Annotated in this window: 14 protein-coding genes and 1 tRNA gene; 7 read left to right on the forward strand and 8 right to left on the reverse strand. The window is 29.7% G+C overall.

Annotation, left to right across the window (positions count from 1 at the left end):
• Nucleotides 1-162: 162 nt before the first annotated feature.
• The 5 genes from recQ to obgE all read left to right on the forward strand — a co-directional run bounded on the left by recQ (nucleotide 163) and on the right by obgE (nucleotide 8,454).
• Complete coding sequence (gene recQ / locus Q0762_RS08060; RefSeq protein ID WP_298765761.1) at nucleotides 163-2,274, forward strand: DNA helicase RecQ; 2,112 nt, start codon at nucleotides 163-165, stop codon at nucleotides 2,272-2,274.
• A 131-nt stretch (nucleotides 2,275-2,405) separates the two neighbouring features.
• On the forward strand, nucleotides 2,406-3,008 hold the full coding sequence (locus tag Q0762_RS08065) for a hypothetical protein (RefSeq protein WP_298765764.1): 603 nt from the start codon (nucleotides 2,406-2,408) through the stop codon (nucleotides 3,006-3,008).
• A 160-nt stretch (nucleotides 3,009-3,168) separates the two neighbouring features.
• Entirely contained in the window at nucleotides 3,169-6,162 is a 2,994-nt protein-coding gene (gene secDF / locus Q0762_RS08070; protein ID WP_298765766.1) for a protein translocase subunit SecDF, read from the forward strand.
• A gap of 100 nt (nucleotides 6,163-6,262) precedes the next feature.
• On the forward strand, nucleotides 6,263-7,381 hold the full coding sequence (locus tag Q0762_RS08075) for an adenylate kinase (RefSeq protein ID WP_298765771.1): 1,119 nt from the start codon (nucleotides 6,263-6,265) through the stop codon (nucleotides 7,379-7,381).
• A gap of 83 nt (nucleotides 7,382-7,464) precedes the next feature.
• Nucleotides 7,465-8,454 carry a GTPase ObgE gene (gene obgE / locus Q0762_RS08080; protein WP_298765774.1) on the forward strand — a complete coding sequence of 330 codons (990 nt, stop codon included), beginning with the start codon at nucleotides 7,465-7,467 and terminating at the stop codon, nucleotides 8,452-8,454.
• 99 nt (nucleotides 8,455-8,553) lie between these two features.
• Here obgE and Q0762_RS08085 read toward each other — a convergent pair whose 3' ends face one another.
• From Q0762_RS08085 to Q0762_RS08100, 4 genes are all read right to left on the reverse strand, one after another.
• On the reverse strand, nucleotides 8,554-8,994 hold the full coding sequence (locus Q0762_RS08085) for a hypothetical protein (protein ID WP_298765776.1): 441 nt from the start codon (nucleotides 8,992-8,994) through the stop codon (nucleotides 8,554-8,556).
• A 75-nt stretch (nucleotides 8,995-9,069) separates the two neighbouring features.
• Entirely contained in the window at nucleotides 9,070-10,323 is a 1,254-nt protein-coding gene (locus Q0762_RS08090; protein ID WP_298765779.1) for a tetratricopeptide repeat protein, read from the reverse strand.
• A complete protein-coding gene (locus Q0762_RS08095; protein WP_298765782.1) occupies nucleotides 10,323-11,885 on the reverse strand; it encodes a M56 family metallopeptidase in 1,563 nt (520 codons plus the stop codon). Before Q0762_RS08095 ends, Q0762_RS08090 begins: the two co-directional genes overlap by 1 nt.
• Before the next feature lie 172 nt (nucleotides 11,886-12,057).
• Nucleotides 12,058-12,420 (reverse strand): BlaI/MecI/CopY family transcriptional regulator, encoded by a 363-nt coding sequence (locus tag Q0762_RS08100; protein WP_298765785.1) that lies wholly within the window; start codon nucleotides 12,418-12,420, stop codon nucleotides 12,058-12,060.
• Nucleotides 12,421-13,630: 1,210 nt separating this feature from the next.
• On the opposite strand from Q0762_RS08100, the gene Q0762_RS08110 reads away from it, so the two are divergent.
• Nucleotides 13,631-14,404: a transposase gene (locus Q0762_RS08110; protein ID WP_298766128.1), complete on the forward strand. Its 774-nt coding sequence runs from the start codon at nucleotides 13,631-13,633 to the stop codon at nucleotides 14,402-14,404.
• Nucleotides 14,405-14,560: 156 nt separating this feature from the next.
• Here the strand turns inward: Q0762_RS08110 and Q0762_RS08115 are convergent.
• Nucleotides 14,561-14,648, reverse strand: a tRNA-Ser gene (locus Q0762_RS08115).
• A gap of 242 nt (nucleotides 14,649-14,890) precedes the next feature.
• On the opposite strand from Q0762_RS08115, the gene aroC reads away from it, so the two are divergent.
• Nucleotides 14,891-15,955, forward strand: coding sequence for a chorismate synthase (gene aroC / locus Q0762_RS08120; protein WP_298765788.1), 1,065 nt, complete (start codon nucleotides 14,891-14,893; stop codon nucleotides 15,953-15,955).
• 108 nt (nucleotides 15,956-16,063) lie between these two features.
• Here aroC and Q0762_RS08125 read toward each other — a convergent pair whose 3' ends face one another.
• From Q0762_RS08125 to Q0762_RS08135, 3 genes are all read right to left on the reverse strand, one after another.
• Nucleotides 16,064-17,086: a phytase gene (locus Q0762_RS08125; protein WP_298765790.1), complete on the reverse strand. Its 1,023-nt coding sequence runs from the start codon at nucleotides 17,084-17,086 to the stop codon at nucleotides 16,064-16,066.
• Nucleotides 17,087-17,099: 13 nt separating this feature from the next.
• Nucleotides 17,100-19,955 carry a TonB-dependent receptor gene (locus tag Q0762_RS08130; protein ID WP_298765793.1) on the reverse strand — a complete coding sequence of 952 codons (2,856 nt, stop codon included), beginning with the start codon at nucleotides 19,953-19,955 and terminating at the stop codon, nucleotides 17,100-17,102.
• A 312-nt stretch (nucleotides 19,956-20,267) separates the two neighbouring features.
• Nucleotides 20,268-20,579: a DUF3467 domain-containing protein gene (locus Q0762_RS08135; RefSeq protein WP_298765795.1), complete on the reverse strand. Its 312-nt coding sequence runs from the start codon at nucleotides 20,577-20,579 to the stop codon at nucleotides 20,268-20,270.
• Nucleotides 20,580-20,615 lie beyond the last annotated feature (36 nt).

Genomic DNA, 20,615 nt, shown 5'->3' on the forward strand with positions numbered 1-20,615 from the left:
TTTAGACTTTAGACTTTAGACTTTAGACTTTAGACTTTAGACTTTAGACTTTAGACTTTAGACTTTAGACTTTAGACAAAAATAAAAAATCCAGCTTTTGCTGGATTTTTTATTGTGCTTTATTCAAAGAAAAATTTCATTTTTGTAGTATAATTTTATCCCTTGAAAACAACAGCAAATACACTTTTAAAGACAGTTTATGGTTATGACAACTTTAGACCTTTACAAGAAGATATCATCAACAGAACTATAGCAGGTAAAGATAGCTTTGTTTTAATGCCAACTGGCGGTGGTAAATCTATTTGTTTTCAAATACCAGCATTATTGTTTGACGGAATTACAATAGTAGTTTCTCCATTAATTTCTTTAATGAAAGATCAAGTACAAGCATTAAAAGCAAACGGTATTAAAGCAGATTTTTTTAACAGCTCTATTACACCTCAAGAGGAAAATGAAGTGATTGAAAAAGCAATTAAAGGAAATATTCAACTGCTATATTTATCACCAGAAAAATTAATAAGTGTAAGCAGCACTTGGCTAAAAATGCTGAATATTAAATTAGTTGCCATAGATGAAGCACATTGCGTAAGTATGTGGGGTCATGATTTTAGACCAGAATACACCCAACTAAAAACCTTTAGAAGATCTCTGCAAAACGTGCCTTTCATGGCACTTACTGCTACTGCAGATAAATCTGCCAGAAAAGATATTGAAGCACAATTAGGCTTGCAAAACTCCAAACTATTTATTTCTTCTTTTGATAGAAAAAACTTAAGTATTGAAGTTCGCGGGCAAGTGCCAAAGAAGAAAAAACTACATGAAATTGGCAATTTCATCAACCAAAGAAAAAATGAAAGTGGCATTATTTACTGTTTGAGTAGAAAAAATACAGAAGAAGTTGCCAGTTATTTAAAAGCTGAAGGACATTCTGTTACTTTTTATCATGCAGGAATGGATTTTGAAGAAAGAGAACAAACCCAAACTAACTTTATAAATGACGATATAAAAATTGTTGTAGCAACCATAGCATTTGGAATGGGAATTGATAAATCTAACGTGCGCTATGTAATTCATTATAATTTACCAAAAAATTTAGAAGGCTATTACCAAGAAATTGGAAGGGCTGGTAGAGATGGTTTACCTTCTGAAACCATTTTGTATTATAATATGAGAGATTTTGTATTGTACAGTCAGTTTGCAGATGAAGGTGCAAATACTACCATGCAAAAAGAGAAGTTAAATAGAATGTTGCAATTTGCAGAAGCAAAATCTTGTAGAAGAAAAATATTACTCTCTTATTTTGGAGAACATTTAACCGAAAATTGTAATAATTGCGACGTTTGTTTAAATCCGCCCAAAGATTTTGAAGGAACTATTTTAGCACAAAAAGCATTATCTGGTATTGTAAGAATGCAAGAAAAAAACGGAATTACCATGCTAATTAATGTTTTAAGAGGTAGTAATAATGCAGATATTCATGCAAAACAATACTATACTTTAAAAACTTACGGAGTTGGTAAAGAAGTTTCTTTTTTTAATTGGCGAGATTACATCATACAAATGGCAAACCAAGGATTAATAGAAATTATGTATGCAGAAAACTCTGCTTTAAAAATAACACCAATTGGCTGGCAAGTTTTAAAAGGAAACAAACAAATCCGTTTAACTACACCAATAGAAAAAACAGAAAAAACCAAAATAAAAAAACAACTAAAAGTTGGTATTGAAGGTGAAACCAACACCAATTTATTAGCCGAATTAAAAAAGCTACGTTTATCAATTTCCAAAGAAGAAAAAATGCCTGCTTACATCATTTTTAATGATAAAACCTTAAAATTAATGGCAAGTGAATTACCAACAACAGAAAACGAATTCTTATCCATTTCTGGAGTTGGAACCAACAAAATGGAGAAATATGGAGACGATTTTATGGATATTATTCGTAAATATAAAAACGTTGCTAAACCTAGAAAACAATCTACTACGTTAAAAACTTTTGAATTGTATCAGCAAGGTTTAAAACCCATTGCAATTGCTAAAGAAAGAAATTTATCTATCACAACCATTTATTCACATTTATCGCAATTGTACACAGAAGGGAAAAATATTAATTTAAGCCAATATGTTACCAAAGAAATCATAGAAAGGGTACGTTCCGTTTTTAATAAATTCAATAAAAAAATAGAGCTAAAACCAATCTACGAAAAACTAAATGAAGAGATTACTTACAGTGAAATTAGAATAAGTATTACGCTTATTTTAAAGGAAGAGTAAGCAAAGTTCATAACAAAACCTAGCCTTAAAAACCCTCATTCATTATCAATTTACTAAAATACTTTTATAAACTACCGTAAACTTTACAAATCACTAAGAAAAAACCAATCTTTTTTACATATATTTGGCACATGAAAGCAAAATGGTACGTAAGTGCTTTACTTTTTATTTCGCTGTGTTTTGGAGCTTTCCAAGAGCAAGTGTATGAGCCTAATCAAGAAATTGTATTAGAGTTTACAAACACAAACCGTACAGAAAATAGCGTTGCTTTTACCATTAATCAAATTAAAGAAAGTCTTTTAAAGGTTGGTGCCACCAATATTAAAATTCAGAATAACAAAAATGGAAGTTTAAAAATTGGCTATTACAGCACTTTAGATGCCCAAGATGTAAAAGCTATTCTTACCGAAAAAAAGCAATTAAATTTACTAGAACAATCTAAGCAAAAAGAAAATAAAGAGATTTCTTCTATTTATAATTTAGATGTTTATGAATTAAAAGAGCAAACAGATCTTTCCTCTACAACAGATAACAAGTTTATCCTAGAAATAAAATATCAATCAGACAGGTTTACAACCAATCACTTTTCTGATCTTTCTAAAAACCTAGAGTACAAAGCAAATCGATATTTTAAAACTGCTTTTAAAATAAGTAAAAGCAATCCTTTTGCTAAAGATTTTACTTCACATAAAGAACCAGAGGTTAGAGCTGGCCCACAAATAAAACTTTCTTAAAAGAGTTTATTACAACACTCTTTTGCAATTAATTACCTAGTATTGGTGTGCCCAAAACACATCAACCAAAACAAACATTAAAAACATTGTCAGGTTTTACGAGTTGGTATATATTTGCTCGTTTTTTATTTAAAAAAAAATCAGACTTAAAAATTACAAAATGCAAAACAAAGGACTTATTAAGGTATTTGCTATTCTATTTGGTTTAGTTAGTTTATACCAATTATCATTTACGTTTTTAGCCAATAAGGTAGAAGACGATGCTGTGGTTTATGCAGAAAGCAAAGCAAGCACTGCAAGAGAAAAAGCAAATTTCGAAAGAAAATATTTAGATAGTGTTGCCAATAAAGACATTATAAATTTAGGTATTGCACAATATTCTTACAACGATGTAAGAGACAAAGAAATGAATTTAGGTTTAGACCTAAAAGGTGGTATAAATGCCATTTTACAAGTTTCTGTAAAAGAAGTTTTAAGAAGTTTATCTAACGATTCTAAAAACGAAGCGTTTAACAATGCTTTAGCTGCTGCAGACGAAAAACAAAAAAGTAGTAATGAAAACTATTTAGATTTATTTTTCGAAGAATTTGAAAAAGTTGCTGGAGACACAAAATTAAGCGATCCTGCTATTTTTGGTACAAAAGCTTTAAGCGAAAAAATTACTTTTAATGAAGCAAATGCATCTGTTAAAGAAACTTTACAAGAAGAAATTAACAGTTCTATAGGTACTGCTTTTGAAGTTTTAAGAAGTAGAATAGATAAGTTTGGGGTAACGTCTCCAAACATTCAAAGAATTGGAAACTCAGGTAGAATTCAAATTGAATTGCCAGGTGCTAAAGACATTGAGCGTGTTACAAAATTAATTACAAGTAAAGCAGAATTACAATTCTGGGAAGTGTACACCAATGCAGAAGTGCAAGGATTCTTATTTTCTGCAAACGCAAAAGTAGCAGAATTATTAAAGGAAGATGTTACTACTGAGCAAGTAAAAGACACTACTAAAAAAGACGATATTGATGATCTTTTAGGCGAAGCAGTAGATTCTACAAGTGTTCAAAAAAACTTATTTACGTACTTATTTCCTAATGTAGCACAATCTCAACAACAAATGAGCTCTTTAGTGGCACGTGCTAGAGTAATTGATACTGCTAAAGTTAATGATTTATTGGCTCGAAAAGAAATTAGAGATTTATTACCAAATGAATTAAGGTATGTAAAATTCTTGTGGGATTACAAACCTTTTACAACTGAAAAACCAGCAACCGCTGGAGACGATTTTGAGGCAGAAGAAATAATTGGTTTATATGCAATTAAATCTAATAGAAATGATGTTCCTTCAATTGAAGGAGACGTTATTTTAGATGCTGGTCAAGTATTTGATCAATTAAACAAGCCAGAAGTTAGCATGACAATGAACAGCTCTGGAACAAAACAATGGGCAAAAATGACTGCAGAAAATGTAGGTAGATTTGTAGCTGTTGTTTTAGATGATTACGTTTATACTGCCCCATCTGTAAATCAAGCCATTACTGGTGGTAGAACTTCTATCTCTGGTGGAAGTATGACAGTTGCAGAAGCAGAAGATATTGCTACAGTTTTAAAAGCAGGTAAATTACCAGCCGCTGCAAGAATTATACAATCTGCAGTTGTAGGACCATCTTTAGGACAAGAAGCAATTGACGCCTCTTTCTTATCTTTTGGTTTGGCTATTTTATTAGTTTTAGTTTGGATGGTAGTGTATTATGGTAAAGCAGGTTTATTTGCAGATGTTGCTTTAATTGTAAACATTTTATTCATTTTTGGTATTTTAGCAAGCTTTAATGCTGTGTTAACTTTACCTGGCATTGCTGGTATAATATTAACTATTGGTATGTCTGTAGATGCCAACGTAATTATCTTTGAAAGAATTAAAGAAGGTTTAGGTTTAAAGAAAGGTTTAAAACAATCTGTAGAAGAAGGTTTCTCTGTAAAAGGAGCGCTTTCTGCAATTATAGATGCCAATATTACTACACTTTTAACAGGTATTATTTTATATGTATTTGGTACAGGACCAATTAAAGGTTTTGCATTAACTTTAATGATTGGTATTGCAACTTCTTTATTTACAGCAGTATTTATTACACGTTTATTAATTGATGGCGCCGTTAATAAAGGCACTAACTTAACCTTTAATACTTCTGTATCTAAAGGATGGTTCCAAAATATAAATGTAGAGTTCTTAAAGAAACGTAAAATTGCATATGTAATTTCTGGAGGAATTATTATTGCAGGTTTAATTTCTATTTTATCTATAGGTTTAAAGCAAGGTGTAGATTTTAAAGGAGGTAGATCTTACTTGGTTCGTTTTGATCAAGCTATGGTACCAACTGAAGTAGCTTCTACTTTAAAAGATGCATTTGGTACAGCACCAGAAGTAAAAACGTACGGAGAAGACAATCAATTAAAAATTACAACCGTTTATAAAATTGATGATGAAGGGCAAGCTGTAGATGAAGAAGTACAAAATGCTTTATTTACAGGTTTAAAACCATATTTAGGAAATACTACTTACGAAAGCTTTAAACCAGGTTTTGAAAAAACTGGTGCAGGAATTATGAGTGCAGATAAAGTAGAACCTACAATTGCAGATGATATTAAAACCTCTGCTTTATATGCTGTATTTGGTTCTTTATTAGTTGTTTTCTTATATATTTTATTACGTTTTAGAAAAATATCTTATTCTATTGGAGCTGTAGCAGCCGTTTTTCATGATGTATTAATTGTACTAGGTGTATTCTCTATTACCTACAATTTTATGCCTTTTGATATGGAAATTGGCCAATCTTTTATTGCAGCCATACTAACTGTTGTTGGTTACTCTCTAAATGATACAGTGGTAATTTTTGATAGAATTAGAGAATTTGTTGGAGATTATAAAAACAGATCATTAAGCGAAAATGTAGATAAAGCCGTAAGTTCTACCTTAGGAAGAACAATAAACACCTCTTTAACTACCTTATTGGTAATGATTGCAATATTTGCTTTTGGTGGAGATTCTATTAAAGGATTTATGTTTGCATTAATTGTAGGTGTTGCTGTAGGTACATACTCATCATTATTTGTGGCAACTCCAATAATGTATGATGCTACCAAGAAAAAAGAAAAAAATAAGTAATTCTTTAGAACATACTAAAAACCGTTTTCTTATGATGATTTTAGAATCTCATAATAAAACGGTTTTTTCATTTGATAATTAGCGTTTATATTTGCAATATATGAGTATTATTAAGCTACATAACCTCTATTTTAAACCTTTTATTAAAAAGGAAGAAATAAAACAAATTGTAAAGCAATTAGCTTATCAAGTAAAACAGGAATTACCCAAAGATGAAATCCCTATTTTTGTAGGAATTTTAAATGGTTGTTTCTTATTTGCTGCAGATTTTATAAGAGAATTTAATGGAAATTGTGAAGTTTCTTTTGTAAAACTAGCCTCTTATAATGGCACAAAATCTACTGAAAAAGTAAAAGAATTAGTAGGTATAAATGAAGATATAACGAATAGAACTGTTATTATCTTAGAAGATGTTATAGATACTGGCACTACCTTGCAAGAAATTTATAATATCTTTAGAAACAAAAATGTAAAACAATTAAAAATAGTCTCACTTTTTTTTAAACCAGATGTTTTTAGAAAAGAATTACCAATAGATTATATTGGCAAAAGTATTGCAGATAAATTTATTGTAGGTTACGGATTAGATTATAACGGATTAGGTAGAAATTACCCAGAAATATATCAATTAACAACAGCACCCAAAATGAAAAACATTGTATTATTTGGTCCTCCAGGAGCAGGAAAAGGAACACAAGCAGAATTTTTAAAAGACATGTACAACTTAGTACATATTTCTACTGGAGACGTTTTTCGTTTCAATATTAAAAATGCTACTGAATTAGGTTTACTAGCAAAAAAATATATGGACGAAGGAGATTTAGTACCAGATGAAGTTACCATAAATATGCTAAAAGCAGAAGTAGAAAAAAATGCAGATGCTAACGGTTTTATTTTTGATGGTTTTCCTAGAACACAATCTCAAGCAGAAGCTTTAGACGCTTTTTTAGCTGATAAAGGAGAACAAATAAACGGAATGGTAGCTTTAGAAGTGCCTGAAGATTTATTAGTAGAACGTTTGCTAGAAAGAGGAAAAACTAGCGGAAGAGCAGATGATACCGATGAAGGTAAAATTAGAAATCGTTTTAACGAATACAACACAAAAACTGCTATTCTTAAAGATTATTTCGCAGAACAAAATAAATATTACGGCATTAATGGTGTAGGTTCTATTGCTGAAATTACCAAAAGAATTGCAGAAGTATTTAATACATTGTAAAATGTGTAACTTTTTAAACGTTTAACTTTTTAAACGTTACAAATACAACTACACTTTTAACAATTACCCAATTATACACTAAGATGACCGAAGGAAATTTTGTTGACTACATAAAAATATACGCTTCTTCTGGAAAAGGAGGGCAAGGTTCTGCACACTTACACAGAGAAAAATACATTACCAAAGGTGGTCCAGATGGTGGAGATGGTGGACGTGGAGGACACATTATTTTACGTGGAGACAAAAATATGTGGACTTTATTTCACCTAAAATTCAAACGTCATTTTAGAGCAGAACACGGTGGTGCTGGTAGTAAAAGTAGAAGTTCTGGGCACGATGCAGAAGATGTTTATATAGATGTACCCTTAGGAACTATTATTAGAGATGCAGATACCGATGAAATTTTACACGAAATTACAGAAAATGGTAAAGAAGTAATTTTATTACCTGGTGGTAAAGGTGGTTTAGGAAACTGGAATTTTAAATCGTCTACAAACCAAACACCAAGATATGCCCAACCAGGAATTGATGGACAAGATGGTTGGTTTAGAATTGAATTAAAACTGCTGGCAGACGTTGGCTTAGTAGGTTTCCCAAATGCAGGAAAATCTACGCTTTTGTCTGTATTAACTAGTGCTAAACCTAAAATTGCAGACTATGCATTTACAACTTTAAAGCCAAATTTAGGTATTGTAGAACATAGAAGTCATGCTACTTTTGTAATTGCAGATATTCCTGGAATTATAGAAGGCGCTGCAGAAGGAAAAGGCTTAGGCCACAGATTTTTACGTCATATAGAACGTAATTCTGCCTTATTATTTTTAATACCTGCAGATTCAGATGACATTCAAAAAGAGTATGATATTTTATTAAACGAACTTAAAAAACACAATCCAGAATTGTTAGATAAGGAGCGTTTGTTAGCCATTTCTAAAACCGATATGTTGGATGATGAATTACAAGCAGAAATTAAAGCTGAATTACCAAAAGGCGTAAAAAGCATCTTTATTTCTTCTGTTGCAGAAATTGGTTTGCAAGAATTAAAAGACAACCTTTGGGAAATGTTAAACTAAGTTTTTGTTTTTACGTTTTACAGAAAGTTTATAGCAATTTAGAATTTTGCAACTGTAAGTTTCTAAAATTTTTCACTGCATTTTAATGTAATACTTATATTACTCCAGTTCAATTTTAATAGGCAATTGATATTTTGATTTTACTGGAATTCCTCTTTTTATCGCTGGAAAAATAGCAGGAATTTTAGCAATACTGTTTTGTAAAACACTATCTAAACTGGGTAAATTTTTCTTTATTTTTTCGTTTGATGTAATTTGTTGTAACTCAATTTTACCATCTGTATTAATAATTAAATCTACATAAACCGTTTCTGAGATAGACTCTTTAAGCGTAAACTGATGTTTCTGTATCTCCTCTCCTATTTTTAAGTGAATTGTAGTTCTAAAACAATCGGCTTTTTTTTGTTTGGTAATTAAAGAATCGCAATTTTTAAAAGACGGAAACGTATCTACAGAAGAAAAATCTACAATAGTATCTAAAACAGGTAGATTTTTATTTTTAGAGAACGAAAAATAATCACACGAAGTGAAAAAAATCATTAAAAACAAAAAAGTTAAAACCCGTAAAAACATTTGCTAATTTATAGCGTGAAATTACTAAAAATTAGCGAAATACTATTCTAAACTTTCTCCTTTAATAAAATAGGCCTTTTTTATGGCTACAATTCGACTTTCTACAAAATCAGACATTTCCTTATCTCTTCTAAAAAACCGACTTTTAAATTTTTTATACAAATCATAAGCTATTTTTTTATCTTTATAGTAGTCTTCAGAAAGTTTTGCTTGCTGAAAAAGCGCTTTGTAATTCTGGGCGTTTTCATCAAAAGCTTTTTTAAAATAATTAATAGCACTTTTTGGTTTTTCTTGCTCATAAAACATAGTTGCCAAACCATAATAAGCGTTGTCTCTAGGCTCTTTACCTACTTTTGCTGCTCTAAGATAATGAAACATTGCCATTCTGTAATCTTTTTCTTTTAAAGCAATATTTCCTAAATAAGTAAACGCTTTAAAATCTTCTGCATCTATTTTTACTACATTTTTAAAACGGTCTTTTGCATTTTTATAATCTTCTAATTGGTAATAAGATTTCCCTAACATATTATTAGTAAAATGCTCCATTTTTTCTAAACTATCTAACCTTAACAACACAGGTATGGTTGCTTTAAACTTTTTTTCGCTGTAAAGTTGGTTTGCTTTTATGCGATTTAAACTAATATGATTTTCATCTAAACGCAAACCTTTATTTATAAACAAATAGGTAGAATCTTTATCTCTTAAAGCAAAATACTGAATGGCGAGTTTTGTAATTGCTTTTAAATGTGTGCTATCTTTTTCTAGAACATCTAAAAAACAATTCATCATTCTATTGCCGTCATTTACAAAACTATAAGCCAAACCTAATTGGTAAGAATAATGCGGATTTAAAGTATCTTTAGTTGTTAAATCTTTAAATAACGAAATGGCATTTTCACTTTTTCTATTTTGTAAGTACAATTTCCCAAGTTGATATTTCAACACCAAATTCATAGAATCTTTTGCCAATAAATCTTCATAAATTTTTATAGATTTATTGGGTTTAAAAAGCCTTAAATACGCTTTTGCTAGTTTTAAACTTGCTTTTTTATGTTCTTTAAATTCCAATGCTTTTTCTAAAAAAGAAACTGTTTTTTTATAATTATCTATAGACTCATAAATAAGTGCTGTTTTGTAATTGCTTAAAAAAGAAGGCGGATTCATAGCCTCTAATTTTTGCAATGCCAATTGATATCTTCCATTTTCGAACAAACTATCTATAGCAGCAAAAGCAGAAGTTTGTGCCTCTACTTTTACCACTACAAATAATACTACAATTAAAACTTTCTTTTTCATTAGTATTTATTCTTTCTTTTTTCAGGTACAAATATTGTAAATGGTATTGTATAAGAAACCTTAACTTTTTTGCCATCTTGCTCCCCTGGTTTCATCTTTGGTAAAAGTTGCATTACTCTTAAAACTTCTTTCTCTATTTTAGGATGTGGTCCTCTTGACTTTATATCAACTACGTTTCCTTTATTATTAATACTAAAAGCAATAAAAACTCTTTTTTTACCCGAACTTAAACCCAATGTTTCTCGTAAATCAGCATTGAAATTTCTAGCAAAATGCTTTTGTATCATTTTAGAAAAGCAAGTTTTATCTCCAATACCACAACCAGGGAAAGTTGGAGATTTCTCTATTTTAAGAAAACTTACACTTTTATCATCAGCTTTATTTTCACGAAATCTATATTCTGTTTTTACTGAAAATCCTTTTCTAATATGAACGCCAACAATTTTTCTTCCTTTATATTCATAAAATTTATACTCATATGTTTTTAAACCTTCCTCTCCCCTTTGTTTTAATGTTAATTCTAAAAACTTATTAAACTCTTTTAATTCTTTTTTTGATAAATCCTGTTTGTTAATTTCTTTACCAATAGGTTTATGACTTTCTCCAGCTATATAATAATCTAAGTACGTTTTTTCTTGTCTTACTGTAAAATCATCGGTATTTGAAGTATAAATCTTTTGTAATTCTTTTTTAGAAGCTGAATTATTAAACACTTTTTGAGAACAAGAAGTATAAAAAAGCATGCTTGTTAATACAGGAATCAACACCAAATATTTTAGCTGATTCATTTTTTTAGATTTGTTTTTCGTCATCATAGTAATTCTTTTTTTAATGAATGTTTGTTTGTAAAACTGATTGATAAAAGCAATATTTTCTACTTGAAAAAAGTTAGATAGCAATTGATTGATGTAGTTTTCTTTGGGTGAAGATTTTGTGGCAACTTCATCTGAAATATACTCGTGTATTAAAGTGATTCTTTTCTGATAAATAAAAATCATTGGATTAAACCACATTACAATTTTTAAAACCTCGAAAAACAATAAATCCAAAGAATGTTTTTGTTTACTGTGCACTAATTCGTGCGCAATTATTTGTTCTTTTTGAGATTTTGGTATTTCTTTTCCTAAAAAAATATAATTGAAAAAAGAAAACGCTTTGGTTTGGTTTGGAATTAAAACCAATGTGTAGTTCTCTATTTTAACAAGTCTATAAGTTCTTATTAAGTTGATAATTGCCAATAACTTAGAAACAAACAACACACTGAAAACAATAACACCAATACCAAAAAAAACATCGATATAATTTACAGATTGGTACCAGGAAGATGCTACAATTACCTTTTCAGGAAACAGCACCAATTCTGGTAAATTCACTATATATTCTTGAGGCACTGCTTGTTGAAATGTAGGTATTTTAATTAAAGGAATTAAAAAAGACAATAATGGCGTAGATAATAAATACCATCTATTTTTTCTAAAAAAGGTTTCTTTGCTTAGAAAGAAATCATAAATAGCCAAGAATAACACTTGGAATAAAATTACCTGAATTATATAATTAATCATAGCTTTTGTTTTTTATTGATTTTAACTTCTAAAAATCTTATTTTATGAAAGATTGTAAAGAAAAATTGAATTTATAATGTAAATTTTTTGATACAAATTTTCGTACCTCAAAAACCCCACGAACTAGAGGTTTTTACTACTGTTTACTGAATACTGATGACTGAAAAACTGCTTACTTTTTCTTATGTACTTCTTTTAAAATACTTTCTAATTCAGAAATATCCATTTTATTTTCTTTTACAAAAAAGGAAACCATACTTTTAAAAGAACCATTAAAATAGCCATTCATTAATTTGTGTAAACTTTGGTTACTATAGGTTTCTTTTTCTATAATTGGATAATATAAAAAACCTCTTCCTAAAGGTTTGTGATCTACAAATTCTTTGGTTTCTAAAATTCTAATAATGGTAGAAACTGTATTATATGCTGGTTTGGGTTCAGGTAATTTTTCGATTACTTCTTTTACAGAAGCCTCTTGTAAATCCCACAAAACTTGCATAATCTGCTCTTCTGCTTTTGTTAATTGTTTATTCATATTTACAACTAAATTTTTAGTTTAACAATACAAATATAACTAAAAAATTAGTTTAAACTAATTTTTTAGTTCTTAATTATTTTTACGAAGGCATTTATCCATATAAACTAATTTATAGCTTGTGTATTTAATGCAACAAATAGCGTTTGTTACAATGTTATTGTAAGTTTGAAAATTGAAGAATATTTTTTACGAATTCTTATTATTTGATTTTCATTATATTCTGCTCATTTAAAATAGATGCTATCAATTAGTGTTTTATAATGATGTTTTTGCAGTGTAAAAGGGCACTTTTTCGTTTGTTCTTTTTACTTCCTTTTTCTTTTCTGTTGATGTGTATTGAATGAAATTCAAGATAAGTTTTAACAAAGAATCTACATATTAATACACTAACATATTAAAACCAATACATTCTTTACATATTTACCACTTCTTAAGATTTATATTACTACAAAAACTAAAACAAGATTACATTTAAAAAAACAACTACGCTAAAAATTATACATTATGTTGGCAAACAAGACTAGCCCAGATTGAACGGCTTGTTTGAGCTCTTTTTTATTCTTTTTTGAATAAAAAAAGCGAGTAGTGAAAGCTGGAAATAGCTTCAAAAAAGAAATATTATGGATCAATACCAAAAGTTGTGGAGTAAATAAAAAAGGCTGAACTTTGATATTAAGACATTTATGTCTTCAGAACCTTTATGTTACTTAGTTTGAACTTATCAAGCACAACGTTAAATCAAAAGAAATTCATTTTTATTTTACAGAGTTAAACAGTATTCCAGAAGAATTTAAAGATGTTAAGCTGCATTCTAAAGGTTTCTTTGCAGAAGCTACCGTTCAAGATTTTCCTATTCGAGGTAAAAATGTATAGTTACATATAACCAGACGAAGATGGTTTGATCAAGACACTAATAAAATAGTTACCAGAGATTGGAATTTAGTAGCAAAAGGAACTAGAATCACTAGTGAATTTGCTGCTTTTTTAAAAGAACTCCATTAGTAATAAAGCTTCTAGTACTAGTATTGTAGCTGATTTTTATGGCGTAAACCCAAGAAATCTACAAAGACAATACAGAGACTCTTTAAGTGATTTTAAATCATGGAATCAAAAAACACATGCTAAAGATTGGCTCTTATTCGCAAAAAATTTAGGAAGTAATTTATCTTTAGATGAAACCGCTTTTTCTAATGGTGATTTATATACCATTTTAACCAATAAAAAAGCAAAAGGAAAAAAAGGGGCAATAATAGTAATGGTTAAAGGAACTAAAGCTGAAACCGTCGTAAAAATATTGCATAAAATCCCTTTAAAACAAAGAAAAAAAGTCAAAGAGGTTACTCTAGATATGGCTGGTAATATGGGGCTTATTGTAAGAAAATCATTCCCAAACGCAACTTTGGTTATAGACCGTTTTCATGTTCAGAAACTAGCCTTAGATGCATTACAAGAAATAAGAATAAAACATCGTTGGGAAGTAATAGATGCAGAAAATGATCTGATAGAAAACGCTAGAAGTAAAAACTTAAAATACAATCCAGAATTAATGCCAAATGGCGATACACTAAAACAATTATTAGCTAGAAGCAGGTATTTACTCTACAAATCAAGCTCTAAATGGACTGATAATCAACAGCAAAGAGCAACAATATTATTTGAAAAATACCCTGATAGAGAAAAAGCATACAAATTATGCCAGAACCTTTCTTGGATATTTAATACTACAAAAGATAAAACTTCTGCGTTAATAAGATTCGCTAAATGGGACGAAAAAGTAAGACAAGCGGATTTTAAAAGTTTTAGAACCATAGCAAGAACTATGTCCATACATTATAAAAACATCCTCAATTATTTTGACAATAAAAGCACAAATGCCTCTGCGGAATCTTTTAATGCTAAGATTAAAGCTTTTAGAACGCAATTTAGAGGTGTGAGAAATATAGAATTCTTCCTGTTTAGATTAACAAATATTTTTGCCTAATTATAAAATCCCACAACTTGTTGACTTGATCCTTAAAAAGGTAACCTAATAGGTATCCAACAGAATGGTAATTAATACACTTTTTGATGTTTTGGGATAAAAAAAAACCCTGTAAACATAGTGTTTACAGGACTTTAACAGATTTTGAATAAATACTGGCGGAGAAAGAGGGATTCGAACCCCCGGACCTGTTACAGTCAACAGTTTTCAAGACTGCCGCATTCGACCACTCTGCCATTTCTCCAAGTGTCTCATTAGGTATTCCCCAAATGCGGTTGCAAATATAGAAAGGTTTTTTATTTCTAAAAAACAAAAAAGACATTATTTTTAATGTTTTTTGAATATAATTAACTATTTTTTCTATCTACTTCATTATCAACAAATATTGATAAATTAAAAACAGTAGAAATCGTTATAAAGTGTAAATAATTAGAAACTTCTTTTGTTGTCTTTAGTATCTTTGCAATCTCATTTAATACAAAAACTATGTCTTTTAATTCTTTTGGAAATTTATTGAAAGTAACAACTTATGGAGAATCTCACGGAACAGCTATTGGTGGTGTTATAGATGGTTTTCCTGCAGGGTTAAAAATTGATTTTGATGCAATTCAAGAAGAATTGAATCGAAGAAAACCCGGTCAATCTAAAATTGTTACACAACGTAAAGAACCAGATAGTGTAGAGTTTTTATCTGGTATTTTTGAAGGAAAAACCACAGGTACTTCTATTGGATTTATCATTAGAAATACAAATCAAAAATCTAAAGATTATAACCATAACACCAATGTTTATAGACCATCGCACGCAGATTATACTTATGACCAAAAATATGGCATAAGAGATTATAGAGGTGGTGGTAGAAGTTCTGCCAGAGAAACTGCCAATTGGGTTGTTGCCGGCGCTTTAGCAAAACAGTTAATCGCTTCCATAAACATTAATGCCTTTACTTCTTCTGTAGGTGATATTTTTGTTGAAAAACCTTACCAAGAGTTAGATTTCTCTAAAACTGAAGATAATATTATTCGCTGTCCAGATGAAACTTCAGCAGAAAAAATGATAGAAAAGGTAAAAGAAATTAGAAAAGCAGGAGATACAATTGGTGGCACCATTACATGTGTAGCTAAAAATGTACCTGTTGGTTTAGGAGAACCTATTTTTAACAAATTGCATGCTGCTTTAGGAAGTGCAATGCTTTCTATAAACGCTGTAAAAGGTTTTGAATTTGGCAGTGGCTTTTGTGGTGCAAAAATGAGAGGTTCTGAACATAACGATGTTTTTAACGCAGATGGCTCAACCCAATCTAACTTATCTGGTGGTATACAGGGTGGTATCTCTAACGGAATGGATATCTACTTTAGAGTAGCTTTTAAACCGGTAGCTACTATAATGAGCTCGCAACAAACCATTAACTCTGAAAATGAAGTTACAGAAATTACGGGTAAAGGTAGACACGATCCTTGCGTTGTACCAAGAGCTGTGCCTATTGTAGAAGCAATGACTGCTTTAGTTTTAGCAGATTTTTGGCTACTTAACAAAGCAAGAAAAATATAATTCATATATTTTTATTTATGTTTTTAATAATAAACATAAAATTATTTTTATGATAAAAAAGCGAAACTTAAAAGTTTCGCTTTTTCTTTAAATAGAGTTTTATCTAAACTATTTTATAACTTTACTAAAATTATAGAAGTAAAAGTTTTTATCATTATTCATAGCTACAAACAAACCACTATCAAATGTTTTGTTTAACGGAACTGTAACTACCTCACATCCATCTGTCTCTAAAGTAGATAAATTTACAGCTTTTATAAACGCATTTGTATTTCTATCAAAAAGGTTAAATTGTCCATTTTGTTGATCTGATACAATTAAATAACCTGCACCATTTTCTTGTTTTGCAATTGCAATTCCCTCTATATCTCTATAAAAATACTCAGCTCCAAAACAACTAATTTCATCACTGCCTTTTGACGGTTCTGCATAATATTTACGAATGCAATGCATTTCATCAGCATAATAAACAAAACCCATTTCAGCATCTACTGCAATTGCTTCGATTTCCTTTTTACCACTAAAATTTCCAAATTTTCTTACTAGAGTATATTTTAGAAGACCATTTTCTGAAGCTAATTTGTATTGATACAAATAACCCTCTTTGGGTCCAGGTTTTCTACCCACAATTATATAAAAAGAGGAATCTACTGGTGATTTATATATAGCTACACCCATTGGCAAATTATACTCAGGCTTTGTTGCATCTTCAAAAACAGGAAATCCACCATTATCTAAAGCTTTCATATCTGGAATAGAAAAAACTCTAATTTGTTGCTTTTCTCTTTCCGTAAATACTAAAATATCGGTATTTGTTGAATCATTTAATTTAAAACCATATTCTAAATCGACGTTATTTGGTCTTTTTATATTTCTAATGGTTTTGTCTTCAATAATTTTTCCTTTTAAATCAAAAGCATAAATAGCTCCGTTTGTTTCTTTATCTGTGCCAAAAACAATACTTTTTTCTGGGTCTGTTGGGTGAATCCAAATTGCAGGATCATCAGTATCATTTAAAGTATTCTCTGTAATTACATCTGGTTTAATAACTGGCAACTTACTTTTATTACTACAAGAAAGCAGTATAACAGCACTTAAAAAACAGATACTTATTTTATGATTTATTTTCATTTTGACAGCTAAATTACTTTTTGAATAAATCATACTTTAAGCCTAGTGTTATTCTTCTTCCATAATATTCCATTTGCATGGTTCTATCACTAACTCCTTGAAAATAACGTAAAGGTTGGTCTGTAATATTGTTTACATCTGCATAAATTCTTAAATTTTTATTGATGGTAAACGTAGCATTAAAATCTAAAAAGAATTGCTTGTCGTAATAACGATCTTCAAAGGCATTTCCTCCAATTTCATCTATATAAGAATCAGAGAAGTTTGCTGAAAGTCTTCCGCTAAAAAATTTATTAGCATACCCTAATGAACCATTAAACATATTAGGTGCTGTATTGGGTAAATCTAAGTCATTTCTTTCATCTCCATCTTCATTTCTAATACCATTTGCACTTGATGTTAAATAGGTATAATTAACATATAAGCTAAAGTTTTTTAAGAAACCTGGTAAAAAATCTAATTGTCTTTGTAGCGCAAACTCAAATCCGAAAATAGAAGCGTCATCACCATTTACTGGTCTTGTTGTATCAAATCCTGTTGTGTTTGCTCCAAGAGAATCATCTGTAGTTTGAGATGCTAAAGGATAAATAAAGTTATCTATTTTTTTATAGAAAATACCTCCTGATAAAATACCAACATTTTTAAAGTATTGCTCACCTAATAAATCAAAGTTCATAGATGTAGTTGGGTTTAATTCTGGATTCCCTATTTCTATTTCTGCATCTTCTCTTATGATGTTTCTAAAAGGAACCAAATCTATATAATTAGGTCTTGCAATGGTATTTGTCCAAGCAAAACGTAATGAACTATTTTTAGTGAAATCATATTTTAAATGCAAGCCTGGTAATATGTTTGTATATGAATTATTTTCTGTTGTTGATGTAACACCATCAAAATCTCCATTTACATCAAAATTAACAATATTACCAGTAGTTTCTATTTTAGTGGTTTCTAATCGTAAACCTCCTAAAAGTGTTAACTTATCATTCAACTTATGCGTAATCATTATATATCCAGCAAATACATCTTCTTTAGCATCGTAATTTCCACCTAAAAATTCATCAACAACAGACTCTTTATCAAATAAAGACGCATCATTAAAATTAAGATTTCCTAAAAAAGCAGGATCTACATACTGACCTGCTGCATATCTACTTCCTGCTAAAAAATTAGCATCTGTTTGATTTGTTAATGGCAAAGCAGAAAAATCATCAAAAGTGGCATTTGTTGGATCTAACTCAAAAAAGTCATTATTTCTATCTTTACTTTTTGTTCTGATTCTCCCTCCAAATTTTAAAGATCCTTTTTTAGTTGGTAGTTTAAAATTAGCTACAAAGTTTACATCCTTTTCTTCTGTAAACTGATTTTCTTCTGTGATTTCTTTTAAGGAATATCTATTTAAAGCAGCATCAGTTGCAACACTTGGATTTATAACTGGAAATCTAGTATTATTTAAATTTACTTGTAAACGAATAGGGTCTCCTGCTGGGTTTTCTTCTAACTCATATTCTATATATCTTTCGTTTAATCTTTCTTCTGAAGCTGCAGCTAAAGAACCAAACCAATCAAACTCCAATTTTCCAAATACATGCTTACCTCCTAACGTATAATTTTGCATACGTTGATCTTCTAATCTTGTGTTTTTATTTCTATCATTATTAATACCACCTTTGGTTTGTCTTCTAATTTCACCTTCATAACCTGAAATTTGATCAGTTCCTGGAGTAAATATTGGCTCGATACTTCTGTAACGTAACCTATACCTATTTTCTCTATCATCTCTCCAATTGTACATTGTTTTTAAGTAGATGTTATTATTATCGTTGATCTGATAGTCAAAATTTGCAGAAAAACTTCTACGAACACGCTGTACTAAATACGTTCTAATATCAGATTCTGCAATATATGGGCTAACAGTAATATCATTCCCTGTTAATGGGCTTTCAGCTTCATCTACCCATTCTGCTTCAACATTATCAGAACCAAAATCGTTATCATTTACAGTTGCAGAAATCATCCAACCAAATTTTTTGTTTTTAGAACGATTCCCCACTAAAAAAGAACCATTTAAAATTCTTTTATTGGTAATTGTATTTAATCCAGACCCTGCAGTTGAAGATAATCTAAATCCTTGTGGAGCTGTTCTAGTTATTAAATTTACAGAACCTCCTATAGCATCAGCTTCCATATCTGGAGTAACTGCTTTATTAACTTGAATAGACTGAATCATATCAGATGGAATTAAGTCCATTTGAATATTTCTGTTATCACCTTCTGCTGATGGGATTCTACTACCATTTAAAGTAACCGAGTTTAATTGAGGAGAAAGCCCTCTAATGATAATGTTTCTAGCTTCTCCTTGATCTACTTGCATTGTAATTCCAGGAATTCTTTTTACAGCATCTCCAATGTTAGCGTCAGGAAATTTACCAATCTGATCTGTAGAAACAACATTGGTAATATTAATATTATTTTTCTGTTTATTTAAGGCTTTAGATTGACCACTTAAAGCGTATGTTTTTATTTGGATTTCATTTAATTCAATTCCTCCGGATTTTAATTGTAAACTTACTTTAGTTGTTTGGTTTTGCTTAACAGTTATTGATTGCTCAACATCTTTATAGCCCAAATAGGTAACTTTTAAAGTATAAGTACCTGCAGGAACAGCTACAATAGTAAACTTACCATCAAAATTGGTGACATCTCCTTTTTTGATTGATTCTAAAGATACACTAGCACCTGGAACGTAAAATCCGTTTTCATCGGTTATTAAACCTTGTATTGTACCTGTTTGTGAAAATGTTTGAAATGCCGTTAAAGAAAATACAGCAATACATAAAAAAAGTCTTAAAGTATTAAGTTGTCTCATTTTAGTTTAGTTATAATTTTACCCAAAATTAGGTTTAAAATAACTTTAGTCGATTAATAAAATGAAAAGAAAAAGCTAAATAATAGCTTAAAAACAAGCCCAATTAACGTTTAATTAATTTCGTTTTTACAATTTATTTAATACCAAACAACTAAATATCTAGCTACCAACAATTATTAAAAAAGAAGCTTTTATTCGTTATTTATGACTAGTTTTAAATATAGGACTACTTTAATTCAGTCTTTTTTAATAATACAATTGATAAAAATTTTGTAAAAAAAAAGTGAAACTTTCATTTCACTTTCTTTATTTTTAAGCTTGACCTGTAGGTCCAAAGTTCATAGGCATTGGTGGTTGCTCATAATCTTTGATCTCACCATTTTGTTGTTCGAATTTTCTTACATTATCTGCTAAAGCTTTTGCCAACCTTTTAGCGTGTTGTGGCGTTAAAATTATTCTAGATTTTACTTTTGCTTTTGGTACACCAGGCATAATATTTATAAAATCTACTATAAATTCTGATATAGAATGATTGATAATTGCCAAATTTGAATAGGTTCCTTCTGCTATTTCTTGGTCTAACTCTATATTTAATTGACCATCTTTATTTTGATTTTCTTCCATTGTATGTGTTGTAAAATTTTGTAATTGTTGAACTGT

Source organism: uncultured Polaribacter sp. (genome assembly GCF_947495205.1).
Taxonomy (GTDB): domain Bacteria; phylum Bacteroidota; class Bacteroidia; order Flavobacteriales; family Flavobacteriaceae; genus Polaribacter.

Bases quoted from the DNA above. Each gene is read 5' to 3' on its own strand.
- Q0762_RS08065 (WP_298765764.1), top strand. From the start codon at position 2,406: ATGAAAGCAAAATGGTACGTAAGTGCTTTACTTTTTATTTCGCTGTGT.
- secDF (WP_298765766.1), top strand. From the start codon at position 3,169: ATGCAAAACAAAGGACTTATTAAGGTATTTGCTATTCTATTTGGTTTA.
- Q0762_RS08075 (WP_298765771.1), top strand. From the start codon at position 6,263: ATGAGTATTATTAAGCTACATAACCTCTATTTTAAACCTTTTATTAAA.
- obgE (WP_298765774.1), top strand. From the start codon at position 7,465: ATGACCGAAGGAAATTTTGTTGACTACATAAAAATATACGCTTCTTCT.
- Q0762_RS08085 (WP_298765776.1), bottom strand. From the start codon at position 8,994: ATGATTTTTTTCACTTCGTGTGATTATTTTTCGTTCTCTAAAAATAAA.
- Q0762_RS08090 (WP_298765779.1), bottom strand. From the start codon at position 10,323: ATGAAAAAGAAAGTTTTAATTGTAGTATTATTTGTAGTGGTAAAAGTA.
- Q0762_RS08095 (WP_298765782.1), bottom strand. From the start codon at position 11,885: ATGATTAATTATATAATTCAGGTAATTTTATTCCAAGTGTTATTCTTG.
- Q0762_RS08100 (WP_298765785.1), bottom strand. From the start codon at position 12,420: ATGAATAAACAATTAACAAAAGCAGAAGAGCAGATTATGCAAGTTTTG.
- aroC (WP_298765788.1), top strand. From the start codon at position 14,891: ATGTCTTTTAATTCTTTTGGAAATTTATTGAAAGTAACAACTTATGGA.
- Q0762_RS08125 (WP_298765790.1), bottom strand. From the start codon at position 17,086: ATGAAAATAAATCATAAAATAAGTATCTGTTTTTTAAGTGCTGTTATA.
- Q0762_RS08130 (WP_298765793.1), bottom strand. From the start codon at position 19,955: ATGAGACAACTTAATACTTTAAGACTTTTTTTATGTATTGCTGTATTT.
- Q0762_RS08135 (WP_298765795.1), bottom strand. From the start codon at position 20,579: ATGGAAGAAAATCAAAATAAAGATGGTCAATTAAATATAGAGTTAGAC.